15 protein-coding genes and 1 pseudogene are annotated in these 17,573 nt (G+C 37.2%); 6 read left to right on the top strand and 10 right to left on the bottom strand.

Annotated features, from left to right (window positions below):
• Position 1: 1 nt before the first annotated feature.
• The 5 genes and pseudogenes from ACULEU_RS09920 to tpx form a co-directional block, all read right to left on the bottom strand.
• Positions 2–1,411, bottom strand: a pseudogene (locus ACULEU_RS09920) (LptF/LptG family permease); the annotation flags it as partial.
• A gap of 6 nt (positions 1,412–1,417) precedes the next feature.
• Positions 1,418–2,059: a LolA family protein gene (locus ACULEU_RS09915; RefSeq protein ID WP_445452431.1), complete on the bottom strand. Its 642-nt coding sequence runs from the start codon at positions 2,057–2,059 to the stop codon at positions 1,418–1,420.
• Position 2,060: 1 nt separating this feature from the next.
• Entirely contained in the window at positions 2,061–4,433 is a 2,373-nt protein-coding gene (locus tag ACULEU_RS09910) for a DNA translocase FtsK (RefSeq protein ID WP_445454845.1), read from the bottom strand.
• 127 nt (positions 4,434–4,560) lie between these two features.
• On the bottom strand, positions 4,561–4,935 hold the full coding sequence (locus ACULEU_RS09905; protein WP_445452430.1) for a diacylglycerol kinase: 375 nt from the start codon (positions 4,933–4,935) through the stop codon (positions 4,561–4,563).
• Positions 4,936–4,945: 10 nt separating this feature from the next.
• The gene (gene tpx / locus ACULEU_RS09900; protein ID WP_445452429.1) at positions 4,946–5,443 is read right to left on the bottom strand and encodes a thiol peroxidase; all 498 of its coding nucleotides are present in this window, start codon (positions 5,441–5,443) and stop codon (positions 4,946–4,948) included.
• A gap of 146 nt (positions 5,444–5,589) precedes the next feature.
• Between tpx and ACULEU_RS09895 the strand changes: the two genes are divergently transcribed.
• The 3 genes from ACULEU_RS09895 (at position 5,590) to ACULEU_RS09885 (ending at position 7,094) form a co-directional block, all read left to right on the top strand.
• Positions 5,590–5,913: an ArsR/SmtB family transcription factor gene (locus tag ACULEU_RS09895; protein ID WP_445452428.1), complete on the top strand. Its 324-nt coding sequence runs from the start codon at positions 5,590–5,592 to the stop codon at positions 5,911–5,913.
• Positions 5,914–6,074: 161 nt separating this feature from the next.
• Complete coding sequence (locus ACULEU_RS09890) at positions 6,075–6,551, top strand: DUF6428 family protein (RefSeq protein ID WP_445452427.1); 477 nt, start codon at positions 6,075–6,077, stop codon at positions 6,549–6,551.
• A 123-nt stretch (positions 6,552–6,674) separates the two neighbouring features.
• On the top strand, positions 6,675–7,094 hold the full coding sequence (locus ACULEU_RS09885) for an arsenate reductase ArsC (protein ID WP_445452426.1): 420 nt from the start codon (positions 6,675–6,677) through the stop codon (positions 7,092–7,094).
• Positions 7,095–7,139: 45 nt separating this feature from the next.
• On the opposite strand, the gene lpdA is transcribed toward ACULEU_RS09885, so the two are convergent.
• Positions 7,140–8,543, bottom strand: coding sequence for a dihydrolipoyl dehydrogenase (gene lpdA / locus ACULEU_RS09880; protein WP_445452425.1), 1,404 nt, complete (start codon positions 8,541–8,543; stop codon positions 7,140–7,142).
• 102 nt (positions 8,544–8,645) lie between these two features.
• Complete coding sequence (locus ACULEU_RS09875) at positions 8,646–9,098, bottom strand: Lrp/AsnC family transcriptional regulator (protein WP_445452424.1); 453 nt, start codon at positions 9,096–9,098, stop codon at positions 8,646–8,648.
• Positions 9,099–9,249: 151 nt separating this feature from the next.
• Between ACULEU_RS09875 and ACULEU_RS09870 the strand changes: the two genes are divergently transcribed.
• Both ACULEU_RS09870 and ACULEU_RS09865 read left to right on the top strand, forming a co-directional pair.
• Positions 9,250–10,470, top strand: coding sequence for an aminotransferase class I/II-fold pyridoxal phosphate-dependent enzyme (locus tag ACULEU_RS09870; protein ID WP_445452423.1), 1,221 nt, complete (start codon positions 9,250–9,252; stop codon positions 10,468–10,470).
• A gap of 115 nt (positions 10,471–10,585) precedes the next feature.
• Positions 10,586–11,929, top strand: coding sequence for a T9SS type A sorting domain-containing protein (locus ACULEU_RS09865; RefSeq protein ID WP_445452422.1), 1,344 nt, complete (start codon positions 10,586–10,588; stop codon positions 11,927–11,929).
• A 34-nt stretch (positions 11,930–11,963) separates the two neighbouring features.
• Here the strand turns inward: ACULEU_RS09865 and ACULEU_RS09860 are convergent, their stop codons facing one another.
• Positions 11,964–13,640, bottom strand: a complete 1,677-nt coding sequence (locus ACULEU_RS09860; RefSeq protein ID WP_445454844.1) for an amino acid permease — start codon at positions 13,638–13,640, stop codon at positions 11,964–11,966.
• 193 nt (positions 13,641–13,833) lie between these two features.
• Between ACULEU_RS09860 and katG the strand changes: the two genes are divergently transcribed.
• Positions 13,834–16,038, top strand: coding sequence for a catalase/peroxidase HPI (katG, locus tag ACULEU_RS09855; protein ID WP_445452421.1), 2,205 nt, complete (start codon positions 13,834–13,836; stop codon positions 16,036–16,038).
• Positions 16,039–16,083: 45 nt separating this feature from the next.
• Here katG and ACULEU_RS09850 read toward each other — a convergent pair whose 3' ends face one another.
• Both ACULEU_RS09850 and ACULEU_RS09845 read right to left on the bottom strand, forming a co-directional pair.
• On the bottom strand, positions 16,084–16,458 hold the full coding sequence (locus tag ACULEU_RS09850; protein WP_445452420.1) for a DoxX family protein: 375 nt from the start codon (positions 16,456–16,458) through the stop codon (positions 16,084–16,086).
• A gap of 98 nt (positions 16,459–16,556) precedes the next feature.
• Complete coding sequence (locus ACULEU_RS09845) at positions 16,557–17,456, bottom strand: DUF4349 domain-containing protein (RefSeq protein ID WP_445452419.1); 900 nt, start codon at positions 17,454–17,456, stop codon at positions 16,557–16,559.
• Positions 17,457–17,573 lie beyond the last annotated feature (117 nt).

The following is a 17,573-nucleotide window of genomic DNA, read 5'->3' as shown; positions in this document are numbered from 1 at the left end:
GAAACAAACGGGCAAAGACGCTGCTAAACCAACTAAAATCCATATTAAATCCTTTGTCGTCTGTCGCTTTTTTGGTCAATAATATGGCAAAAGGTGCTAGTATAAATGTCGACAACCAACAACCTAAGAAAGGAGCAATCTCATCTTGCTGTGCCACTTTTTTCCCGAAGGTATTGATAAAGTGAAATACAATAAAAATTAGAATAGCAAAAACAATTGGAAGTCCCAAACCTCCTTTTCGGATAATAGAACCCAAAGGTGCGCCAATAAAAAACATCAATAGACACGAGAAGGCAATAACGAATTTATCGTGTAAAGCAATCCAGTGTTGACTGATGTTCTTTTGTTTATCCTCTAAATCATAACGGGAACTTTCTAACGAAAAGTTAGTCGCATCGATATTGCTGCCCGCTACTTTTAAGGATTGTAATTTATGATTATCTGAAAAATTCTGCAACAAATCCTTTGTGCCTAAAGTGTTTGGACTATTGTTAACTATAGCATACGTTGGTGTTAAAGCAGAGCGTTGCGCGATATTATCGGCTATCGATACTAGATCTTTATTGTAGTTCTTTTGGAGGGAATCGAGGGTAAAAGTAAGTTCACCCACCGTAAGCATGGTGTTGGTATTGGTAATCTGCGCCTCATCTAAGTCTGCTTTATTTAATTTAGACAAATCGATATTGATGACGTATCTTTTGAATTCGCTTTTGGCAAACGGAACTTTATTGCGTTCTTCGAATTTTTTTGGGATGATGTCCTCGTAATAATTACCATCAAAGAGCACCAACTTTAGGATGTTGGAACTTTCGCTACTCACCAATTCTCCTTTTTTAGCTTTGATGACGGTATTGCTTCCAGAGCCCATTGAGGCGAGCTTGTGAATAGTAACACCTCGTAAATATTTACCATTTTCACCCGACTTCTTTTCGACTTTAATATTATAACTTCCTACTTGACTAAACTGACCTTCGGCAATAGCCATAGCCGGTTTTACTTGAGCAATATTTCTTCGGAAATTGACAAACTTGTATTCGGCATACGGAATAACATTGTTGGCAAAAATGAAAGCCACGATACTCAATCCGATAATAAAGTAAATCAAACTGCGCATCGCTCTTTGCAAAGAGATTCCGGAAGATTTCATTGCCGCAAACTCATAGTTTTCGGCCAAACTTCCAAAAGTCATAATAGAAGCCAATAAAACGGAAAGCGGAAGCACTAGCGGAATGATACTCGGCATCTTAAAAAGAAGGAACTTTAGAATCATAATTAAGTCTAAGTCCTTGCCCGCTAATTCAGAGATGAAGAGCCAAACGACCTGGAGTACGAATATGAAAAATAAGATAACAAATACCGTAGTAAAAGTAATCAAGAAGGTTTTTAATAAGTACTTATCAAGTATTTTCACCCGGGATTAATCTAGTTTATTGATGTAGTAATTTGGATATTTACTAGCGGCAAAGGTAAACTGATTTTTTGATAATGGCTGATTGGTTTTAAAAGAATTAACAGTAAGTGTGGTTCGGGAACCATTTTTTCCTATTTCTATGACGTTATAGATGTTTTTGGTTTGCGAATCAATGCCTAATAACACCTCTTTTCTTTGGTCTTTTGGGTTGGTTGGCGTAAGTTTTATATACTGAATCTTTCTGCCTTTTACGTCTTGTAGAATGTCCCAAGCATACTTATATCCGCTGTTAAAAAAGGTCAACATCTTAGAAGGCGTGATGGCTTTTTCATCGGCATCATTAGAACTTGAAATGGTTACTTCTTCATCTTCAGGTACAATGGTGTAGCTTTTTTTACCGTCGAATATTTTGGTAACTCCCATAAAATTCAACACGTATTTATTGCCTTGAATGATGACATTGCCTTTACTTTCTTTGTTGATGTTTTCTTTCAGATTGGTAAGCGAGTATTTAAAATCGATCGTAATATTGTTATACGATTTAATTTTGGTCGTTACTTGATCTAATAATTCTTTTGCCTTTTTATCTTGGGCATTAGCAGTAAAGCTTACCAAAAGCAAAAGGGCAACGGAAAGTATTTTATTCATTTTAGGCATTGTTTTGTTCATTAGTAAAAAATTGGTCTAACGAAGCTAAGTCCGGAATGTTGACACTTCGTGCTTTGCTTCCTTCAAACTGACCTACAATTCCCGCGGCTTCTAATTGATCTATCAATCGACCGGCACGGTTGTATCCCAGTTTCAACTTTCTTTGCAATAATGATGCCGAACCTTGCTGTGCCGTAACGATTATCTCTGCAGCTTCTCTAAACATGCTGTCTCTCTCCGAAATATCAAACTCCAAATTCACGCTGCTTCCTTCTTCGCCAACATATTCTGGCAACAGATAGGCACTGGCATAAGCTTTCTGAGCTCCAATGTAATCTACGATTCGTTCTACTTCTGGCGTATCTACAAAAGCGCATTGTACCCGCACTAAATCATTTCCGTTGGAATACAACAAGTCACCACGACCAATTAATTGATCGGCACCTTGCGTATCCAAAATCGTTCTACTATCTATTTTAGAGGTTACTCTAAAGGCAATACGCGCGGGGAAATTCGCTTTTATAAGTCCGGTAATAACATTTACCGAAGGTCTTTGCGTTGCTATGATCAAATGGATTCCAATGGCACGAGCCAACTGCGCCAAACGCGCAATCGGTGTTTCTACTTCTTTTCCGGCCGTCATAATCAAATCGGCAAACTCATCGACCACCAAAACAATATAAGGCAGGAAACGATGTCCGTTTTCCGGATTCAGTTTTCTCGATTTAAACTTCTCATTGTATTCCTTGATATTTCGCACCATAGCGTCTTTCAACAACGAATAACGGTTGTCCATCTCGATACACAAAGAATTCAGCGTATGTACTACTTTGGTATTATCGGTAATGATAGCATCGCCATCATCGGGTAGTTTGGCCAAATAATGGCGCTCTATTTTGTTGAAAAGGGTAAGCTCTACTTTCTTTGGATCGACCAAAACAAATTTTACTTCCGCAGGATGTTTTTTGTATAATAACGAAGTTAGCACCGCATTGAGTCCGACCGATTTTCCTTGTCCGGTGGCTCCAGCCATTAAAAGGTGGGGCATTTTAGCCAAATCGACTACGAAGGTTTCATTCGATATGGTTTTTCCAAGGGCAATAGGCAATTCCATTTCCGCTTCCTGAAATTTAGCCGAACCAATCACGCCACGCATAGGCACCATCGTAGGGTTTTTATTCGGTACCTCAATACCAATAGTTCCTTTCCCCGGAATAGGAGCGATGATACGAATACCCAAGGCCGCTAATGACAAAGCGATATCGTCTTCCAAGCTTTTGATTTTAGAGATACGAATACCAGCTTCGGGAACAATTTCATAAAGGGTTACTGATGGTCCAACAGTAGCTTTGATTTGGGCAATATCGATTTTGTAGTTCTTTAGGGTTTCTACAATTCGATTTTTATTTTCTTCGAGTTCTTCCTGATTGATGGTGATACCAACTGAGGTATATTCTTTTAATAAATCAATGGTTGGGAACTTATAATTTGATAATTCTAAGGTCGGGTCAAATAAACCAAAGTCTTCTACCAGTTTTGCGGCTAGATTTTCTTCAAGAATATCTTCCTCAGGCGCTTGTTCTATTACAAAAGCTTCGTCATTCGTTTCGATGATAATCGGTTCCTGAATTGGAGTAGGAGCAACGGGTTTGATGGTAGGCTCTAAATTGATTTCGGAAGCATTGGCGATGGTTGGTTTTAACGCTTCTTTATTGATTTCAAATTGTGAAGACTTTAAAGTTGGCTCTTCCAGTATTTCTTCATCCTCTTTAACGGCAAATTCTTCTAGATTATAATCGGTTCCTTTTTCAGTTGAAGTTAAAGTAGACAAGTCGTCTTTGATGTCTTTCTGCTTTTTTTCAAAGAAGGTTTTTAAGGCATCCGGAGAAATTTTTATTTTAAAAATCAAATAGATGACAATCGCAAAAACAATTAGAAGTAGTGTACCGATTTTACCAATATAATCCTGAATGAAGGAATTCATTTCATATCCGACAATACCCCCTAATTCTGGAATTCTAGTGGCAAAGAAGCCAAAAGTAATCGACAAAATGATGATAGCAAATAAATCCCAAAACCATGTGTTTTTGAGTTTTTTAACCGGTAAATCCAACAGTAAAAAGGCACCGCTCAAAAAGAAAAGTTTTACGAATAAAAAAGAAGCAACCCCAAAACCGCGATAGATGAATAAGTCGGCAATGTAGGCACCAAATTTACCCAACCAATTGTGTACAGGCTCGCTTCGGTCGGTTAATGAATCCACGGCACTTTGATCTGCCTGACCATAACCGACGCCATTTCCCGACACAAAAAACGAAATGAAGGACACCAAAAAGGCGATAGACAGCAGCACCAAAAGAAAACCAAACAGCATTCGGTATTGCTTTTTAGTCTTTAAAATTTTGAGTTCGAGTTGCGGGTCTTTTTCTTTACTTTCTTTTTTTACTGTTTTTGCCATTGGTGATGTATAACGCTATAAAAATAGAAATTTAATCGAACGGTTATAGAAATTTCGGAACATAAATTAACAATCCTACTGCAATAGCCGCCAAAGCAGCAAACATAACAGCACCGGCAGCAATGTCTTTGATAAAGCCAATACGGTCGTGAAATTCAGGGTGAATAAAGTCGGCTATTTTTTCAACGGCAGTGTTCAAGCTTTCAATGCTCAAAACCAATCCGAAAGTCAAAATCTGCATCATCCATTCTTCTCTCGAAATATCGAAAACAAATCCGGCAATAATCAAAATCACCGCCAAAGACGATTGTACCATCACACTGTGTTCGGTAGTAATCAGCTTGAAAGCGCCTTTTACAGCAAACCCAACGCTTTTTAAACGGCCAGTAATAAAGGAGTTGTCTTTTTGAAATTCCATGTTCTTGAAGTTATAGCGCAGCTAAGGCAGCGTCGTAATTAGGCTCGTCAGCAATTTCCGGAACTTGTTCGGCATATTTTACGATACCATTTTCATCCAAAACAATCACAACTCTCGAGTGTAATCCAGCTAATGGACCATCCGTCATCTCTAAACCATAGTCTTTTCCGAAATTTCCGGTATTGAAATCAGATAAACAAATAACATTGTCTAATCCTTCGGCGCCACAAAAACGTTTGAAAGCAAAAGGCAAATCACGTGCAATGCATAATACTTTCGTATTTTCTAGGGCACTAGCTTTGGCATTGAATGTACGTGTAGAAGTAGCACACGTTCCAGTGTCCACACTTGGATAGATATTCAGAATCACTTTTGAACCGGCAAAATCGGTTAAACTTGCTTTAGATAAATCGGTTTTTACTAATTGAAAATCGGGTGCTTTTGAACCAGCTTTCGGTAATTCACCACTAGTATTTATTGGGTTTCCGCCTAATGTTATTGATGCCATAATGAGTTAAAATTTAAGCGTCAAAAGTAGTGAAAATATTTAGGATTTTGAACTTGGGAATTCGCTTTTTAAGAAATAAGCTAAAAAAGACTTGGTTTGTACTATTGTTTTATCGTAATATTGCAATATATAAATACAAGTATTTTATGGGAGCCTCAAAATCAGAAGCATTTTCGGCAGCACAAAATGAAATGGCCAGCCTTTTCAAAGCATTATCGCATCCGGCACGAATAGCCATTGTCGATTATTTATTATCGGTAGATAGTTGCATTTGCGGTGATATTGTCAACGAATTGCCTTTGGCACAACCTACTATTTCACAGCATTTGAAAGAACTTAAAAATGCCAATATTATCAAAGGAACCATCGAAGGAACAGCCATTTGCTACTGCATCAATCCAGATACTATCGATACTATCGAAAATCATTTTGGCACGATTCGCCATAAGTTAAAGAATAAATGCTGTTAAATTAAAGACAAGTTAGACTTCTTAGACTGGCTTAGACTTCTTAGATTCTAGACGAACAATAATCTACTATTCTTACAAGTCTAATACTTCTACTACTTCTACTACTTCTAACAATCTAACAATCTAAAATTCTAACAATCTAAAATTCTAACAATCTAAATATGAAACTATCAGAAATAAAAAATCAGTTAAAAAATCTTTCTCAAATTGCCTTCCAACTACCTAATGGCACATTGGTGCCAACTCATTTTCATGTTACAGAAGTGGGAAAAGTCACTAAACACTTCATTGATTGTGGTGGCATAGTTCGCACGGAAGAAGTTGCTAATTTTCAGCTTTGGGAAGCCAACGATTACGATCACAGATTGCATCCTGAAAAATTGATTCACATTATCGAATTATCTGAAGAGAAACTGCAAATCCCCGATTTAGAAATTGAAGTTGAATATCAAATGGAAGCGACCATCGGAAAATTTGGTTTGGATTTTGACGGAACCAATTTTCAATTAAAATCAAAATTAACCGATTGTTTAGCCAAAGATAATTGTGGTATTCCACCAGAAAAATTGAAAACCAAGATTGGAGAATGGAAGCCAAAAGAAGCCTCTTGTTGTATTCCGGATTCGGGTTGCTGCTAGCATGAAAAGGTTTGTTATAACTCATAAAAAGAAGCTTGTTATTACTGTTTCAGTGATTCTTCTTAATCTTATTTTCGGTTTTGATGCCAAGTTTACCATTATTAATTTTATATGGATTTTTCTATGAAAAATATTTTAGTTCTTTGTACAGGAAATAGTTGTCGTAGCCAAATAGCTCATGGCTACTTAGAATTTTTCACAGATGCTAATCAAGTAAAAGTTTACTCAGCTGGAGTTGAAACACACGGCGTAAATCCTAAAGCCATTGTCACTATGAAAGAAGATGGAATAGATATTTCCAATAATACTTCTAACAACATAGAAGAGTATTTTGATGTTCCATTTGACTATGTAATTACGGTTTGCGACAACGCTAAAGAACGCTGTCCGTTTTTCCCAACACAAGCTCAAAAATTCCATTATAATTTCCCCGATCCTGCGAAAGCAGTTGGAACAGATGAAGAAATTTTAAATGAATTTCGAAACGTCAGAGAGCAGATTAAAGTGTACTGCAAAGATTTTTTGAAGTCCGTCAATCTATAAAAAAAAAGCCGTTTCTTTTGAAACGGCTTTTTTTTATCTAAAAATCTAAACATGCAATGCTCTGTTATCCGTTGCCGCTAATGCTGCTTCTTTGATAGCTTCGGCAAAAGTAGGATGCGCATGACTCATTCTGGAGATATCTTCGGCTGATGCTCTGAATTCCATCGCAGTTACCGCTTCGGCAATTAAATCGGCACAACGAGCACCAATCATGTGAACACCTAATACTTCGTCTGTTTTGGCATCGGCTAGTATCTTAACGAATCCATCTAAATCGCCACCAGCACGAGCTCTTCCTAAAGCTTTGAAAGGAAAACTTCCGGCTTTATACGCAATACCATCGGCTTTTAATTGCTCTTCCGTTTTTCCAACAGCAGCAACTTCAGGCCAGGTATAAACTACACCCGGAATCAAATTATAATCGATGTGTGGTTTTTGTCCGGCTAAAATCTCGGCAACCATAGCACCTTCTTCTTCAGCTTTGTGGGCTAGCATCGCTCCACGAACTACATCTCCAATCGCATAAATATTTGGAACATTGGTTTGTAAATGGTCATTCACTTCAATCATACCGCGTTCGGTCACTTTTACTCCGGCTTTGTCTGCATTTAAACCATCTGTATAGGGACGACGACCTACAGAAACCAAAGCATAATCTCCTTCAAGGGTAATAATTTCGCCTTTGGCATTTTCAGCTTTTACAGTAACTGTTTTTCCTTTTCTATCTACCGATTGTACTTTGTGTGAGGTATAGAATTTCATACCTTGTTTTTTCAAGACTTTGGTCAATTCTTTAGACAAACCAGCATCCATTCCGGGAATGATTCTATCCATAAACTCTACAACCGAAACTTCAGCGCCAAGGCGAAGATATACTTGTCCCAATTCAATTCCGATAACACCACCACCAATAATGACTAAGTGTTTTGGTACTTCCGGTAATTTTAGAGCTTCTGTAGATGTAATGATTCTTTCTTTATCCAATGTAATAAAAGGCAGATTAGACGGTTTTGAACCGGTAGCAATAATGATATTTTTAGCTTCGATAGTTTCTGATGAACCATCGGCTTTGGTAACTTTAACTTTGGTAGCGCTTTCAAATGAACCTAATCCTTCAAAAACGGTGATTTTGTTTTTATCCATTAAAAATTTAACGCCGCCTGAAGTTTGATCAACTACCGCTTGCTTGCGGGCAATCATTTTTTCCAGATTTACTTTTACTTTTCCGGAAACTTCAATACCGTGATCGGCAAAATGCTGTAATTCCTCATAATGATGGGAAGAGGCTAATAATGCTTTCGATGGAATGCAACCTACGTTAAGGCAAGTTCCTCCTAAAGTACTGTATTTTTCGATGATGGCAGTTTTAAAACCTAATTGGGCACAACGAATAGCTGATACATATCCGCCGGGACCAGAACCTATGATGACTACGTCAAATGAACTCATAATGATGTATTTATTGTTTGGTATTTTAATTTTTGCGTCACAAAATTACTGTTTTTATTTCAGTAAAAAACCAAATAGTTGGTTAAAAGATATCCTTACTTACTACAGCGTAAATGCGGTGGTACTTTTGACTTCACCAATCATGAAAGTGCTGTGTGTACTACCAATATGCTGCAATGTTGTGAGTTTGGTCACCATAAATTCGCGGTATTCGTCCATGTCTTTGACGTGTACTTTCAGAATATAATCATAATCGCCACTAACGTGAAAACACTCTAACACTTCAGTCAGTTGGATGACTTCATTTTCAAATCGGGTAAGGTAATCTTTAGAATGTTGTACCAATTTAATGTGACAGAACACTACAAAACCTTTATTGATTTTGTTGCGATCCAATAGCACTACATATTTAGATATGATGCCTTCGCGCTCTAGTTTTTTGATGCGTTCATAGACAGCCGTTACCGAGAGATTCAGCTGAAGTGATAGCGCTTTTGTAGTTTTCTTAGTGTCTTCCTGAAGCAGACTTAACAGTTTTTTATCGATAACATCCATGAAGTGATAATTGTTGGTTAAAAGAGCAAAATCTATTACAAATAATTGTAAATAAACTATTAAAATATAGTTATATAGATTATAAATCTAAATTAAGTCAAAAGTATTGATTATTTAATGGAATAATATCAATTTTGAATAAAAAAACAACATGGAACATTTCAATCCCGCAGATAAAATTCAGGACTTGCAATACTTTGGTGAATTTGGAGGTGTGAATCCTTCCATATCGGATAGTTCCACCTACACCTTTCTTTCGGCCAAAAAGATGTTTGATACTTTTGAGGGCAATGCTGAAGGATGCTATTTATACTCGCGTCATTCATCACCTATGAACTTGTATTTAGGAGAAGCTTTAGCCGCGATGGAAGGAACCGAAAGTGCTAATGTAGCAGCATCGGGAATGGGTGCGATTACTCCGGTTTTATTACAGTTGTGTGCTTCGGGAGATGAGATTGTATCGAGCAGAACCATTTATGGCGGAACCTATGCTTTTATGAAAAACATGTTGCCGAAATGGAATATAAAAACACATTTTGTAGACATTACAAAGCTTGAAGCTGTAGAGCAAGCGATCAACAAAAATACCAAAGTCTTGTATTGTGAAACGGTGAGTAATCCACTTCTGGAAGTGGCAGATATTGCAAGTTTGGCTGCTATTGCTAAAAAACATAACATTAAACTAGTGGTAGACAATACGTTTTCACCATTATCGGTAGCACCAGCAAAATTGGGAGCCGATGTGGTCATTCACAGTCTTACCAAATTCATCAACGGAAGCAGTGATACCGTTGGAGGTGTAGTATGCGCTTCACAAGAATTTATAAACGATTTAAAAAATGTAAACAATGGTGCCAGCATGTTATTGGGACCAACGATGGATAGTTTAAGAAGTTCAAGTATTCTTAAAAACCTCAGAACATTGCATATCCGAATGAAACAGCATAGTTGTAATGCGATGTATTTGGCGCAAAAGTTCGAAAATGATGGTTTAAAAGTAGTGTATCCGGGATTAGCAAGTCATCCAAGTCATGTTTTGTATGCTGGAATGATTAATAAAGAATACGGTTTTGGAGGCATGATGACCTTGGATGTTGGAACTTTAGAAAAAGCGAACGAGTTGATGGAACTGCTGCAGAACAGAAATTTGGGGTATTTGGCTGTAAGCTTAGGGTTTTACAAAACCTTATTCAGCGCACCAGGAACTTCTACTTCCTCAGAGATTCCGTTAGAGGAACAAAAAGAAATGGGCTTGAGCGATGGCTTAATTCGTTTTTCAATTGGATTAGATAACGATATTGAGCGAACCTATTCCTTAATGAAAGCCTGTATGATTGAACTTTGTATACTTGAGCCACAAGTAGTTAGTTAATAGTTTTTACTTGATTTTAAAAATCGTCTGCGTTTATTTGCAGATGGTTTTTTTGCTTTTGGTTAGCGTGCTAGTAATTATTTCTTACCTTTAAATTCTCTAATTCATCCTTGTCATGAAAAGCAATTTCCTTTTTAGCAGTTTAGTTTTTTTTACGGTATCGCTTCAAGCACAGATTGTCAACATTCCCGACGCTAATTTTAAAGCCCGTCTTTTGATGGCCAGCAGTTCAAGTGGTATAGCCATCAACAGCAGTAATAATCCATTCAAAATTGATAGTAATAACAATGGCGAAATAGAAGTAAGCGAGGCGCTATTAGTTTACAAACTCAACTTGAATTCTTACAACTTCTCACAGACTTCCTATATTTCAGATTTGACAGGATTAGCAGCCTTTCAGAATCTCAGGGTTTTAAATTGTTCTAAAAACAACCTAACACAGATAAATCTGCTTCCGTTGACATTTTTAGAAGAATTGGGTGCCAGTTACAATGCGATTACCTCTCTTGATATCTCTAATTTAACTCATTTTAAGAAACTATTGGCTCATACCAATCAAATAAATACGATCACTCAAAATAACAATAGTTCACTGGAAAATATTTGGTTAAGTAATAATGTATTGACGAGTTTTGACTTGTCTGTTTTTCCTGCTCTTAAATGGGTTTCGTGTGATAACAATCAATTAACGTCAATCAATCTTTCGGGATTAACACTGATTGATGAAGTTGAATGTGGGAATAATTTATTGACTTCACTAAACCTTGACGGACTAACAACACTAAGAATTCTCGGTTGCGGTGGAAATCAAATCAGCAGCCTCAATGTAAGTTCATTACCAACACTGAACATGCTTAGGTGTGGTTTTAATCCTATTAATGGCATAAACATCAATGGGCTTTCAAGTTTGGGTTTGCTAAATGTAGATAATACACTATTAACTTCTTTAGATGCGAGTCAGTCTGGAGTACAACAATTATTTGCTTCAGGATGTGCTAACTTACAAACCATCAATGTCCGAAATGGAGTCTATTCGTATAGTGATCCCGATTTATTGTATTTTGCATTTAATATTTACGATAACCCTAATCTAATAAGTATTTGTACCGATGATGGCGAGCAAAATCAATTGGTTTACAGAGATTACAATACGAGCGGAAATGTGGTTGTTTACAATGGCAGTAATTGTGATATTCCTGTTCAGGTAAACATGAGTGTAACTGATGCTGATACAATAGCTGTAAAACTTTTTCCAAACCCAACGGCTTCAATTTTGAATATTGAGATTCCAGAAACTGCTGTATTAAATAGGATAGTAATTTCGACTCTTTTGGGACAAACGGTAATGACTTTAGAAGGACCGAAAACGATAGATGTAAGTTCATTAACTAAAGGAACCTACTTTGTAAACGTGGAAACTGATACAGGAAAGGCAACACAGAAACTAATTAAGTTATAAATTAAAAAATCCCGAGCGTCGGGATTTTTTAATGTTATTTTTTGTTCAACTTACTGTTTTTAAAGCCATACATAAAGTAAACCACCAAGCCAATAACCAACCAAACACCAAACCATTTCCAGTTGGATACCGCCATTCCGGTTAGTAAATAGCAGCACGAAATTAATCCCAGTAAAGGAATCAACGACAGATTTTTTCTGAAAGCTAAAACGGTCATCACCAAGCAAAGAATATAGAACGCGATTAACGGAAGGTTAGTGCCAATTTTGTCTCCAGAAAAATCAAAAACGTCACTAAAGTAATTTGGAATATAATACTGAATTACAGCAATGCTTCCAGCAAAAAGTAGCGGGAATACAAACTTCGAATTGATATATGGAATCCTAAATTTTCCTTTGGTGGCTCGTTCAGCTAATTCTGCTTCGCTTTGTGGAGAAAGTAACAGTACTCCACCACACACCAATACAAAAGCAAATAAAGTTCCAATACTGGTAAAGTCTAATACAAAGTTTTCATCAGTAAAAAATATCGGAATACCAACTACTAAACCTGTCACTATGGTTGCAAAGCTCGGAGTTTTGTATTTTGGGTGAATTTCGGCAAACTTTTTAGGCATCAAGCCATCCCGACTCATCGTCATCCAAATTCTCGGCTGTCCCATTTGGAATACCAAAAGAACACTTGTCATCGCTACAACCGCAGCTATAGAGACAATGAAAAGCATCCATTTGACACCTTTCAAAGCGAAAATTTCGGCTAATGGATCACTAACACCAAGTAGCGTGTAAGAGACCATTCCGGTAATAACCAAAGCTAAAATGATGTAAACGACCGTACAAATAACTAAAGAATAAATCATTCCTCTTGGCAAATCACGTTGCGGATTTTTGCTTTCTTCGGCTAAGGTAGACACGGCATCAAATCCTATATAGGCAAAGAAAACAGCTGAAACTCCACCCATCACGCCACCAAAACCATTGGGCATAAACGGAGTCCAATTATCTATATCAATATAAAAAGCTCCAACAACAATAACCAAGGCTATAATAGCCAACTTGATGTATACCATTATATTACTGAAGTTTTTAGACTCTTTAGTACCACGATAAACCAAATAGGTTATGAGCAAATTAATTACTACTGCAGGCAAATCAAAAATAATTCGCAAACCTCCAACAGTTGGAGCTGTCTGCCACGCCGTCATTCCTTCGCCAGATTTATTGGCCAATATAGCATCCTGTGCAGACTTGTAATTAATGGTCAACCATTCGGGTAAATGCAAATGAAAACTTTCAAGCAAATTGGTGAAATAGCCACTCCACGAAAAAGCAATATAAATATTTCCGATAGAGTATTCCATAATTAGTGCCCAACCGATAATCCAAGCAAAAAGTTCCCCAAACGAAACATATGCATACGTATAAGCACTTCCTGAAACTGGAACTCTAGAGGCAAACTCAGCATAACACATGGCAGTAAACCCACAGGCAATAGCACAAATGATATATAAAAAAACAACTCCTGGACCACCAGAAAAACAAGCGTTTCCAATCGCGCTAAAAGTACCTCCGCCAATGATGGCTGCAATCCCGAAAAATGTTAAATCCCTAACATTTAAAACTTTATGTAATCCACTGTGCTGCTCTCCATCACCGCCTTGTTGTACAGCAACGGTTGTTGATTTTTTTCGAAATAATTTTGACAATAACATGGACATACTTAGTTTAGTTTAAAACAAATATAATAAAGGAAATGATATTAAATCTGTATTTTTTACAAATAGCTTTTGACAATCAACTAATAATTATTAATAATAAAAAATTATGACAGAACATGACAGTTATCATTAGCTTTGGTCCATCAAAAATTTAAATTTACATCCTAACAACATAAATCACATTACAATGGGAAATGAAACAACTGAGGGTAAATGCCCTTTCGGACACGGTGCCTCAAATCCAAGTGCTGGTGGCGGTACCAACAATAGCGACTGGTGGCCTAACCGATTAAATCTAAACATTTTAAGACAACATTCTAGCTTATCTAATCCGTTAGATGAAAATTTCAACTATGCTGAAGCTTTTAAAAGCTTGGACTTAGCTGCTGTTAAAAACGATATTTACGAACTCATGAGAGACTCGCAAGATTGGTGGCCGGCAGATTATGGTCATTATGGCCCGTTATTTATTCGTATGGCTTGGCATAGTGCTGGAACGTACAGAATCTCTGATGGTAGAGGCGGCGGTGGAACGGGTAGTCAGCGTTTTGCTCCAACTAATAGCTGGCCAGATAATGGTAACTTAGATAAAGCTCGAATGCTTCTTTGGCCAGTGAAACAAAAATATGGTAAAAGTTTATCTTGGGGAGATTTAATGATCTTAGCCGGAAATTGTGCATTAGAATCTATGGGATTCAAAACGTTTGGATTTGCCGGAGGACGTGAAGACATATGGGAACCGGAACAAGATATTTACTGGGGAACAGAAACGGAATGGCTTGGGGATAAACGTTATAGTGGAGACAGAGAACTAGAAGATCCTTTAGCAGCTGTTCAAATGGGATTGATTTATGTAAACCCCGAAGGACCAAACGGTGTTCCGGATCCTTTGGCTTCGGCAAAAGATATTCGTGAAACTTTTGCCAGAATGGCCATGAATGACGAAGAAACCGTAGCATTAGTTGCTGGTGGGCATACTTTTGGAAAAGCTCACGGAGCAGGAGATGCAGCTCTTGTAGGTAGAGAACCAGAAGGTGCCAGTATCGAAGAAATGGGAATGGGTTGGAAAAATGCTCACGGAACAGGAAAAGGAGGCGATACCATTACCAGTGGAATAGAAGGAGCCTGGAAACCAAATCCAACAACTTGGGACAATGGCTATTTTGATACCCTATTGAAATTTGACTGGAAACTAACCAAAAGTCCAGCTGGTGCTTTTCAATGGATTCCTACTGATGAATCAGCTGCAACTTTAGTTGAAGATGCACATGACCCTAATAAACGTCATGCTCCGGTAATGACTACTGCAGATTTGGCTTTAAAATTAGATCCAATTTACGCTCCAATTTCAAAACGCTTTTTTGAAAACTTCTCCGAATTTGAAGATGCTTTCGCAAGAGCATGGTTCAAATTAACCCACAGAGATATGGGACCAAAAACCAGATACGTAGGTAGTGAAATACCACAAGAAGATTTAATCTGGCAAGATCCGGTTCCGGCCGTAAACCACGAATTGGTGAACGAACAAGATATAACCGAACTTAAAAATACAATTGTAACTTCTGGGTTATCGGTTTCGGAGTTGGTCAGTACAGCTTGGGCTTCGGCGGCGTCTTTTAGAGGTTCTGATAAACGTGGTGGTGCTAATGGAGCCCGAATTCGTTTTGAACCACAAAGAAACTGGGAAGTAAACAATCCAACACAGTTACATAAAGTTTTAACCGTTTTAGAAAATATTCAACAAGCGTTCAATGCAAAACAAAGTGGCACTAAGAAAATATCTTTAGCCGACATTATTGTTCTTGCTGGTTGTGCTGCGATAGAAAAATCTGCACAAGAAGCTGGCTATGACGTAAAAGTACCTTTCACGGCAGGAAGAGCAGACGCAACATTGGAACAAACCGATGTAGAATCGTTTAAAGTGCTAGAGCCAAAAGCAGACGGTTTTAGAAATTATAGAGCTGCTTCTTGTACTTCACCAACAGAAGCTTTACTGATAGATAAAGCGCAGCTATTAAATCTTACAGCTCCCGAAATGACAGTATTGTTAGGCGGACTTCGAGTATTAAACGCCAATTATAATGGTTCTACTACTGGTGTGTTTACTGCAAGACCTGGAGTGTTGACCAATGATTTCTTCTTAAACATTCTGGATTTAGGGACCAAATGGAACGCTACAGATGATAAAGGTGAAACGTTTGAAGGAAAAGATAGAAAATCGGGGACTTTGAAATGGACAGCAACCAGAGCAGATTTAATTTTTGGGTCTAATTCTGAACTTAGAGCTTTGGCTGAGGTTTATGCTGAAAATGACGCTAAAGAAAAATTTGTAAACGATTTTGTTAAAGCTTGGAATAAAGTAATGAATCTTGACCGATTCGATTTAGTGTAATGCCAATTTATAATTAATAAAAAAGTCCTCAATTGAGGACTTTTTTTATGGAGTAAATACGCTTTTATAATTGTTCCAATAACGATAAATTAAAAATAAATTTCCAAGAAACATGGCTATCGCAATAGGTAAACCTTCTGGAGCCAGAAAATAATTAATCAATAGAATGTTGATGGTTATCGGTAAAATTAGGATATTAGCCAAAGTCACATATTTACCGGTTACATAAGATACACCGCAAAGCAACTCTATAGCTTTGGCTAAAGGCATTAAATATGTAGATGCTATCAAACCTACTTGAAAAGCTTTAAAATCTCCTGTCGTAACAGGTTCCGGAACAAGTTTTAAAAAGAAACTAACAGAAGCAAATAGGAGCAAAAGTCCTATCAATACACGGATAACAATGGTTGCGATTTTCATAAATAAGAGTTTTGAGATTAATGATAAACCAAAGTTAAACAAAAAAATACCATCGCCTTAAAACAATGGTATTTATTTCATTATCAAACCATTAACGCTTATTTCTTTGTAAATTTTTTGTATCCTAGTATTCCCAAACCAATGATTAAAAATAAGGCCCAAAGTTGCACTATAAAAGCAACAATGGTTTCCAACATAAACCAACCCTTTTTCAGACTATCCCAAATCTGCAAACCAATATGTGGTCTATAGGCATTGTTATTTTTTTCATTGGCTACAATTTCCTGTAGCACACTTTCTCTTTGATACAAATACAAAGTAACGGTGCTAAAAGTAACCTGATCTTCCAAACTCAGATTTTTTAAAACGGTTTCGTCCGTTTGGGTTTCCCTATCTAAAACTTTATCTTCAGCATTAGTGATGTCGTTTAGTTTTTTGCCTTTAGTATCAATCCCTTTTTCTAATCGTTTTTGATGTGATACCAATCGTTTATGAGCCATTGTATTCGACAATAACTGCAACGCTACATCATCAGCTTTAATTAAACGGCTATCCAAAAAAGCCACTTCTTTTGCCATCGATTTTAAAACAGTATCCAATTGCGTATTCGGAACTCGAAGCGTTATGGTGTTATCTACGGTGTATCTTGTGGTTTCGAGTGTGCTGTCTTGACTGATTTTAGTTTCCGATTTCTCGTGGATGGTGCTTTTCAAATCGGTAAAGGTTACAAAACCACCATTTTTACTGACAATGTTTTCAATGGTATAAGTCGATTGGGCTACATTTCTGACTTTAAATTTTAAATCTGCTGTTCGCACAAATTTCCGAGTACTTTCTTTTTTTTCGACCGCAGCGTTGGAGGAAATAGTGGAGGCTGATTCCACTGCAGAACTGTCTGCGGTATCAGCTGTAGCATTTTCAAGCGATTCAGCTTGTTTACAAGCAAAGGCAAGTCCGAGTAGGAGCAACGCCAAACCAAGTTTTGATAAGTGTTTCATTTTACATTCATTTTAAAGGTTATTAATAGAGTTATACAATTTTTAGGGAAGAGATGTTGCGTAGTTTTCTATCAATACTTTAAATGAATTACTTGTGAAACGTTATTGCTAGTCCTA

This window comes from Flavobacterium sp. 25HG05S-40, from assembly GCF_052654735.1.
Note: the sequence above shows the minus strand (reverse complement) of the source record. Positions and strands in the feature narration are given on the sequence as shown.